This is a genomic window from Antarcticirhabdus aurantiaca, assembly GCF_009765365.1.
GTDB lineage: Bacteria > Pseudomonadota > Alphaproteobacteria > Rhizobiales > Rhizobiaceae > Antarcticirhabdus > Antarcticirhabdus aurantiaca.
In genome coordinates this window covers 316,667-324,607 of record NZ_VTOM01000004.1, presented here as the reverse complement: position 1 = coordinate 324,607, position 7,941 = coordinate 316,667, and the positions used below count along the sequence as shown (strand labels likewise).

7 protein-coding genes and 1 pseudogene are annotated in these 7,941 nt (G+C 66.3%); 7 read left to right on the top strand and 1 reads right to left on the bottom strand.

Annotated elements, in window-relative coordinates:
• Window positions 1–295, bottom strand: a pseudogene (locus tag FZN60_RS07060) (transposase); the annotation flags it as partial.
• A gap of 184 nt (window positions 296–479) precedes the next feature.
• On the opposite strand from FZN60_RS07060, the gene FZN60_RS07055 reads away from it, so the two are divergent.
• The 7 genes from FZN60_RS07055 to hydA all read left to right on the top strand — a co-directional run bounded on the left by FZN60_RS07055 (window position 480) and on the right by hydA (window position 7,831).
• Window positions 480–1,190, top strand: a complete 711-nt coding sequence (locus FZN60_RS07055; RefSeq protein WP_158872562.1) for a ribonuclease activity regulator RraA — start codon at window positions 480–482, stop codon at window positions 1,188–1,190.
• A 566-nt stretch (window positions 1,191–1,756) separates the two neighbouring features.
• Window positions 1,757–2,485: a GntR family transcriptional regulator gene (locus FZN60_RS07050; RefSeq protein WP_158872560.1), complete on the top strand. Its 729-nt coding sequence runs from the start codon at window positions 1,757–1,759 to the stop codon at window positions 2,483–2,485.
• 399 nt (window positions 2,486–2,884) lie between these two features.
• The gene (locus FZN60_RS07045; RefSeq protein WP_422570318.1) at window positions 2,885–3,667 is read left to right on the top strand and encodes a transporter substrate-binding domain-containing protein; all 783 of its coding nucleotides are present in this window, start codon (window positions 2,885–2,887) and stop codon (window positions 3,665–3,667) included.
• A gap of 80 nt (window positions 3,668–3,747) precedes the next feature.
• Entirely contained in the window at window positions 3,748–4,419 is a 672-nt protein-coding gene (locus FZN60_RS07040) for an amino acid ABC transporter permease (RefSeq protein ID WP_158872498.1), read from the top strand.
• Window positions 4,416–5,162: an amino acid ABC transporter ATP-binding protein gene (locus FZN60_RS07035; RefSeq protein WP_158872496.1), complete on the top strand. Its 747-nt coding sequence runs from the start codon at window positions 4,416–4,418 to the stop codon at window positions 5,160–5,162. The genes FZN60_RS07040 and FZN60_RS07035 overlap by 4 nt, the downstream gene beginning before the upstream one ends.
• 39 nt (window positions 5,163–5,201) lie before the next feature.
• Complete coding sequence (locus tag FZN60_RS07030) at window positions 5,202–6,425, top strand: cysteine desulfurase-like protein (protein ID WP_158872494.1); 1,224 nt, start codon at window positions 5,202–5,204, stop codon at window positions 6,423–6,425.
• Window positions 6,422–7,831, top strand: coding sequence for a dihydropyrimidinase (gene hydA / locus FZN60_RS07025; protein WP_158872492.1), 1,410 nt, complete (start codon window positions 6,422–6,424; stop codon window positions 7,829–7,831). The genes FZN60_RS07030 and hydA overlap by 4 nt, the downstream gene beginning before the upstream one ends.
• Window positions 7,832–7,941 lie beyond the last annotated feature (110 nt).

Below are 7,941 nucleotides of genomic sequence, written 5' to 3'. Positions count from 1 at the left end.
CGACGGCGGGCGGGGCTCACCAGTTTCCCGATGCAGCCTCCTTCAGGATCAGCTTCTCGAGCGTCAGATCCGAGACCGCCTTGCGCAGCCGCTCGTTCTCCTTCTCCAGCTCCTTCAGCCGCTTCACTTGGTCGACCTTCAGCCCGCCATACTCCTTGCGCCAGCGATAATAGGTGAAGCTCGTCGCGCCGATCGTGCGCACCGCTTCGGCAACAGGTCGACCTTGCGACACGAGAACGTCCACCTGTCGCAGCTTGGCGACGATCTCTTCCGGGCTCGGCTTCTTCCTCGGCATTCTCGGCATCCTCCAAAGGCTCAAAAGCCTACTTCAGGGAGGGCCACTTTTCAGGGGGCAGACCAATGTTCTCCAAGCACATCGAGCAGGCCGACAAGGGCTGCGACTTCGACTTTCTGCGCGCCGACTACGGCGGCCCAACGCCCGAGCCGGCGATCAACTGAAGGACACGCTCATGACGACGATGAACCAAGCGACCCGCGAGAAGCTAATGGGCGTCTCGGTCGCAACCTTGTGTTCGGCGCTCTACAAGCGCGGCCTGCGCAACCAGACGATCCAGGACGTGCGGCCCGTGGCGCCCAAAGGCCGCAACATGGTCGGTCCGGCCTTCACGCTGCGCTACATGCCGGCACGCGAGGACCGCAATCCGATGAGCGTGTTCCGCGACCCCAAGCACCCGCAGCGCCTCGCCATCGAGACCTGCCCCGAGGGCTGCGTCCTCGTCATGGACAGCCGCAAGGACCCGCGCGCGGCGAGCGCCGGCGACATCCTGATCACGCGCCTTATGGTGCGCGGGGGCGCCGGCGTAGTCACCGACGGCGGCTTCCGCGACGCGGGCACGATCGGCGAGCTCGACATTCCCGCCTATCACCATCGCCCCTCCAGCCCGACCAACCTGACGCTCCATGAGGCGATCGACATCAACGTTCCAATCGGCTGCGGCGACGTTGCCGTGTTCCCCGGCGACGTGGTCGTCGGCGACGAGGACAGCGTCATCGTGATCCCGGCGGCGATCGCCGACGAGATCGCCGACGAGGCCGTCGAGATGACGGCCTACGAGGACTTTGTGGTGGAGCGCGTCAAAGCGGGGCATACGATCATCGGGCTCTACCCTGCGACCGACGAGACCAACCTGTCCCTGTTCGCCGACTGGCGTTTGAAGGCGGGACGATGATCGGAGCCACCGCTCGCTCGATGACTGTCCGCTGTTTTTGATTAGCGCTCCGAAGCAGACCGACCGCTAACCACCCGCAGCCCCTTTCGGTGTGGATGTAGAGCGCTCGGGCGCACAGCGGGTTTTGGCTTCCCGGCTCCATGCTGCCATTGGCGACCGAACAGCGTTCAAGCTTCAGCTCGCGGTGGCCAATGTTGACGCCAGCGGATGATGGCGCCCCGCTTCTTCGACAGGCCCTGGACCCTCGAAGGGCGCGCGTGAGATCGAGAGCCAGCCGTTCGCCTTCGACCGTCCTGCCATTCACAGTTCTGGCGCACACAAACGATCAGGACGAGCCTGCGCGCCAGCGGTCGACGCGCTGCGGTCCGCGGCTGAGAATGTTGTGCGCACCAGCGCAACCGGTCGCGATACTAGAGTTCTGCATGCAGATTTGCCGAAAGTTGCATGCCAAAACCCTGCGTCGCTGACATGTCTGGATCATGAGGTGCTTCTTCTGGCAACTGCGTGATGCTATGCGCGAGGCCTGATCGGGCAATGGCGTCGGCTTGGAGGGCGAGATCGTGGACATGCAGGTGGAGCATGGCGACCGAGCGTCCGCGATCTGCCGCGCCATTCGCCGCGCGATCCTGGAGCGGGCGCTTATGCCCGGCGACAAATTACCGGAGGACCAACTCGGCGAGCGCTTCGGCGTCAGTCGCACTATCGCCCGCCACGCCCTCGGCCAGCTCGCTTCGGAAGGCTTGGTCGAGCTGCGGCGCAATCGCATCGCCGTTGTCGCGACGCCGTCCTTTGAGGAAGCGCGCGACGAGTTCGACATCCGCATTGAGCTGGAGCGCCTCGTGGTTCGGGCTCTGTGCGGCCGGCTGTCGCAGCGCCAGATCGAGGAACTAAGAGCGCATGCGCTCGAGGAGGAGAAGGCGCGCGATGGCTCCGAGGTCGTGTCGCTGCGTCTCGCCACCGAGTTCCACGTCCGACTTGCTGAGATGACCGGCAAGCCGACGCTGCTGCGCTACGTCCGTGAGACAGCCTATCGATCCTGCCTATCGCTCGCGACCTTCGGCCGTCCGCATTCCAGCGACTGCGCCATCGCTGAGCACCGGGAGGTGATCGACGCCCTGGTCGCCGGCGACGAGACGCGCGCCATGAGCGTCATGGCTGGACATCTGGATGAGGTGGCGCGGCGCGCGCTTCTCCAGACGCCAGAGCCGCGCGGCGACCTGATGGACATACTCGCCCCTTACGCTGCCGTCGACGCGCCCATCCCGGCTCCAAAGCGCCGCAAGCGCAGCGTTTGAAGGGAAAAGTGGGGCTGCTCGCCCTTCCCACTTTCTCAGCGTTTCTCCACGCCGCCTCCCGCAGTTGCCCCCACCTTTCCACTTCGCCATCCCGGCTCAAAGCGGGACGACGATTCTTGCGGGAAGAGGAATTGGACCGAGTTAAGCCGGAACAAGCCGGGTAGGCGTGAACTGGGTAGTGCGGGGAGCCAGCCCGGAGCAGCCCGACGGATTTGTTCGTTCGCCTGTTTTTTTGCTTCCAAAGTCCGACTTTCCGTCATACTTCTTGTGCAAGGAAGTGCATGCAGTTGTTGTGTGCATTTTCTGGGCAGCTACGCCTGTTCCTTCATCAGCCCGCGCGCCCTTTCGCCACGCCGGCAAGGCAACCGTCTTCACGCTACAGGAGCCGACATGATCCGCATGAAACTGGCCGCTCTCGCCGTCGCGGCTTTCTCCCTTTCGGCTAGCGGGGCATCGGCTGAGATGCTGACGGTGGGCGCCAACGTCGGTAACCTGCCCTGGGAGTTCCAGGACCAGAGCGGCGAGATCGTCGGCTTCGAGGTCGACCTCGCGACGGAAGTCGCCAAGCGCCTCGGCTATGACGGCGTCGACATCCAGAACATCCCGTTCAACGGCCTGTTCTCGGCCGTCCAGTCCGGTCGCATCGACGCCGCGATCTCCTCGATCACCATCACGCAGGAGCGCCTGAAGTCGGTCTCCTTCGCTCAGCCCTATTACGACAGTGACCAGTCGCTCTCGACCCGGACCGACTCCGAGGTGAAGGGCCTCGACACGCTCAAGGGAAAGACCGTCGGCGTCGACACAGGCTCGACCGGCGACATCTGGGCGACGGCCCACCAGGCCGAATACGGCATCGGTGAGATCCGCCGCTACGAGGGCCTTCAGCCCGCCATGCTCGACCTGGCGGGCGGACGTCTCGACGGCTACATTTCCGACATCCCGGCCGTCGCCTACTACATCAAGGACAAGCCGGAGCTCGCCGTCGTCGCCCGCATCCCGACCGGCGAGCAGTATTCCATGATGTTTGCCAAGGACAGCGAGCTGACCTCGAAGGCCAGCGAGGCGATCACGGCCCTGAAGAACGAGGGCTTCGTCGCGCAGATCCACGAGAAGTGGTTTGGCTCCAAGCCCGATGCCGGCACCTCTTCGGCCGATGTCCGCGAGACGCCCAAGCTCCAGTAGTTCGCCGCTCGCCGCCGGGCTGGCGCGCCTGACGGTGCGCGTCGGCCCGGCAATCCTCGCGGCGATGCGGACGGGCCTTCATGAACATCGTCAATACCTTCTTCAATCTGGACGTCCTTGTCCGGTCGCTGCCACTGCTTATTCAGGGGCTCTGGCGCACGATCCTTCTCGGTGCTCTGTCGATCGCGCTCGGGCTCGTCGGCGGCTTGGCGCTCGCGCTCGTGCGGCTCTATGCGCCGCGATGGCTGCGCTGGCTGGCGGTCGCCTATATCGACGTGTTCCGGGCGCTTCCCGTTCTCGTCTGGCTGGTGATCGTCTACTACGCCTTTCCCTTCGTCGGGATCAGCCTCTCGCCCTTTGCCTCGGCCTGCCTCGCCCTCTCGACCGTGTCGAGCGCCTACACCGCTGAAATCTACCGCGCCGGCATCGAGGCGATCCCGCGCGGCCAGTTCGAGGCGGCGCAGTCGGTCGGCCTCAGGGCCTTCGACGTGATGCGTGACGTGGTGCTTCCCCAAGCGATCCGCATCGTCATTCCGCCGCTCACCAACAACTCGATCAACGTCATGAAGGACACGGCGCTCGCATCCGTGGTGGCGCTTCCCGACCTCCTGAAGCAGGCGACGCAGGCCCAGGCGCTTGCCGCCAATCCGACGCCGCTGATCGGTGCGGCCGTGCTCTATCTCCTGATTCTGCTGCCGCTGGTGCGGCTCGTCGCCCGCTTCGAGAAGCGCTATCAGGGGCGCGCCCGATGAGCACGATCCCCGATCCCATCATCCGCATGCGCGGCGTCGGCCGGCGCTTCGGCACGTTCGAGGCGCTGCGGAACGTCGACCTCGATGTCGCGGCCGGCGAGGTCGTCGTGCTCCTCGGCCCCTCGGGCTCGGGCAAGTCGACGCTGATCCGCTGCATCAACCACCTGGAGGAATACGACTCCGGCGACGTCTTCGTTGGGGGCGTCAGGGTCGAGCGCGGGCCGAACCTCCTCAAGGTCCGCCAGCAGACGGGCATGGTCTTCCAGTCCTTCAACCTCTTTCCCAACCATACCGTCCTCGACAACGTCGCGCTAGGGCCCGTCCGGGTGAAGGGGCTCACCTGGGAGGCGGCGCGCACCAAGGCGCGGGCCCTCCTCGACCGGGTCGGCATCGGCAGCCAGGCTGAGAAGTATCCGGGCCAGCTCTCGGGCGGGCAGCAGCAGCGCGTCGGCATCGCCCGCGCGCTCGCCATGGAGCCGCGCATCCTCCTCTTCGACGAGCCGACCTCGGCGCTCGATCCGGAAATGGTCGGCGAGGTGCTGCAGGTCATCCGCTCGCTCGCCCATTCCGGCGTCACCATGGTGCTCGTCACCCATGAGATGGGTTTCGCCCGCCAGGTTGCCGACCGCATCGTCTTCATGGAGGCCGGCGAGATCCGCGAGGTGTCGACGCCGGCCGCCTTCTTCTCCGGCACGGCGAACGAGCGCGCCCGCGCCTTCCTCGACGCCGTCCTCAACCATTGATCTCCCGGCGCCGCCGCGCCGATACTCCAGGGCATCCCCATGAGCACCGACCTCGACCTCGACTTCGTCCGCGCGCAGTTTCCCGGCCTGAAGAGCGACTGGGCCTTCATGGACAATGCCGGTGGCTCGCAGGTGCTGGAGAGCGTCGCTGATCGCGTCCGCGACTACCTCCTCCACACCAATGTCCAGACCGGCGCGAGCTACGAGCCGAGCCAGGTCTCGATGCGCCGCGTCGCCGCCTCGCGCGAGGCCTTTTCCCGCTTCATGAACTGCGATCCCGGCGAGATCGTCGAGGGCGCCTCGACGACGGCGTTGCTTCGCTACCTCTCGGAAGCCATGACCGGCCTTCTCCAGCCGGGCGACGAGATCGTCCTGACGAATGTCGACCACGAGGCGAATATCGGCCCCTGGCTGCGCCACGCCGAGCGCGGGATCGTTGTCAGGTGGTGGCGCTGTGATCCCCAGACGTTCGAACTGGACCTGGAGGCGCTGAAGGGCTTGATGAACGAGCGTACCAAGCTCGTCTGCGTCACCCACGCCTCCAACATCCTCGGCACGATCAACCCGATCCGCGAGATCGCCGACATCGTCCATGCCGCGGGCGCCGAACTGTGCGTCGACGCTGTCGCCTACGCGCCGCACCGGGCGATCGACACGCGCGCGCTCGACGCCGATTACTACGTCTTCTCAGCCTACAAGGTCTTCGGACCGCACCACGCCGTGATGTTCGGCAAGCGCGACAAGCTCCTCGCGCTCGACAACATCTACCACTATTTCTTCGACAAGAGCCGCGTGCCCCACAAGCTGGAGCCCGGCAACATCAACTACGAGGCCGCTTGGGGCTCGATCGGCGCCGTCGACTACGTCGAGGCGCTGGGTGCGCGCGCCGGCGCGGCGGGCGGTCGCGCGGCAATCGTGGCGGGCTTCTCCGCCATCGCGCGCCAGGAGGAAGCGCTTACCGGGCGCCTCCTCGATTTCCTTTCGAGTCGCAACGGCGTGCGGATCATCGGCCGGGCCAACGCGGCGCAGGACGAGCGCGTCTCGACCATCTCCTTCACTGCCGAGAACCGCTCTTCGCGCGAGGTCGTGGAAGCCGTCGACGCCGCCAAGGTCGGCATCCGCTACGGCGACTTCTACGCCAAGCGCATCGTCGAGGAGCATGGGCTGACGGCGAGCGAAGGGGTCGTGCGCGTCTCCATGGTCCATTACAACACGGAAGCCGAGGTCGACCGGCTGATCGCAGCGCTGGAGCCGAGCCTTTGAGCGAGGCCTTCGACCTCGTCATCCACGGAGGCACGCTTGCTACCGCCTCGGACGTCTTTCCCGCCGACATCGGCGTGCGTGACGGACGCATCGTGCAGATCGGCGAGAACTTGCTCGGAGCCGCGCGCACGATTGACGCCACCGGCCGCTACGTCCTGCCCGGCGGGATCGACAGCCACGTCCACCTCGCCCAGCCCTCGGGCGAGGGCATTGTCATGGCCGACGATTTCGAGAGCGGCACGCGCTCGGCCCTCGTCGGCGGCAACACCACCGTCCTGCCCTTCTGCCTGCAGGAGAAGGGGCAGTCGCTGCGCGAGGCGCTGACCCGCTACCACGCGCTCGCGGAAGGGTGCTGCTACACCGATGTCTCCTTCCACCTCATCGTCTCAGACCCGACGCCCTCCGTCCTCGGCCAGGAGCTGCCGGCCCTCGTCGCCGACGGCTACACCTCGTTCAAGGTCTTCATGACCTACGAGGACCTGCGCCTGAACGACGCTGAGATCCTGGACACGATGGAGGTCGCCCGGCGCACCGGCGCCCTCGTGATGGTCCATTGCGAGAACGAGGATGCGATCCGCTACCTCATCAATCGCCACGAGGCGGAGGGAAACGTCGCCCCGCGAGCCCATGCCACGTCGCGGCCCGTCGCCGCCGAGCGCGAGGCGACGCACCGCGCGCTCTCGCTCGCTGAGATCGTCGACGTCCCCGTCGTCATCGTCCACGTGTCCAACGGCGCGGCGATGGCGGAGATCGCCCGCGCCCGCTCGCGCGGACGGCCCATCGTCGGCGAGACCTGCCCGCAATACCTGATGCTGACCGCCGCGGACCTCGATGGCATGGACTGGGAGGGCGCGAAGTTCGTCTGCTCGCCGCCGCCCCGAACCGAGGCCGAGCAGGAGGCCTGCTGGCGTGGGATCGAGACCGGTGTCTTCGACCTCTTCTCATCCGACCACTGCCCGTTTCGCTACGATGATCCCGCCGGCAAGCTGAACCCGAAGGGGCGCCAAAGCTTTCGCCACATCCCGAACGGCATCCCGGGCGTGGAAGTGCGACTGCCGATCCTGTTCTCGGAAGGGGTGATGAAGGGCCGCATCGACCTTCCCCGCTTCGTCGCCCTCACCGCAACCAACCACGCCAAGGTCTATGGGCTGGAGCGAAAGGGGCGCCTTGCCGTCGGCATGGACGCTGACATCGCGATCTGGGACCCGAACGAGCGGCGCACGATCCGCCATGCCGACCTTCACGACGGTGCCGACTACAGCCCCTATGAAGGCATCCATGTGCAGGGCTGGCCGACGACCGTCATTCTTGGCGGCGAGGTCATGGTGGAGGGCGGTCGCCTCGTCGCACCGGCTCCCGCCGGCCGCTATCGGTCCCGCTCCCTCTCGGCACTCGCCCGCCGTTAGCGGTTTCCAGACGGGGCGAGCAAGGGTGCGCGGCCCCACCCGTGAACGTGCGACCATCCGGCATCGTTGCCGAACTGCGCGCGGCATCCGGAGATCGGGGCAGCCGCGAG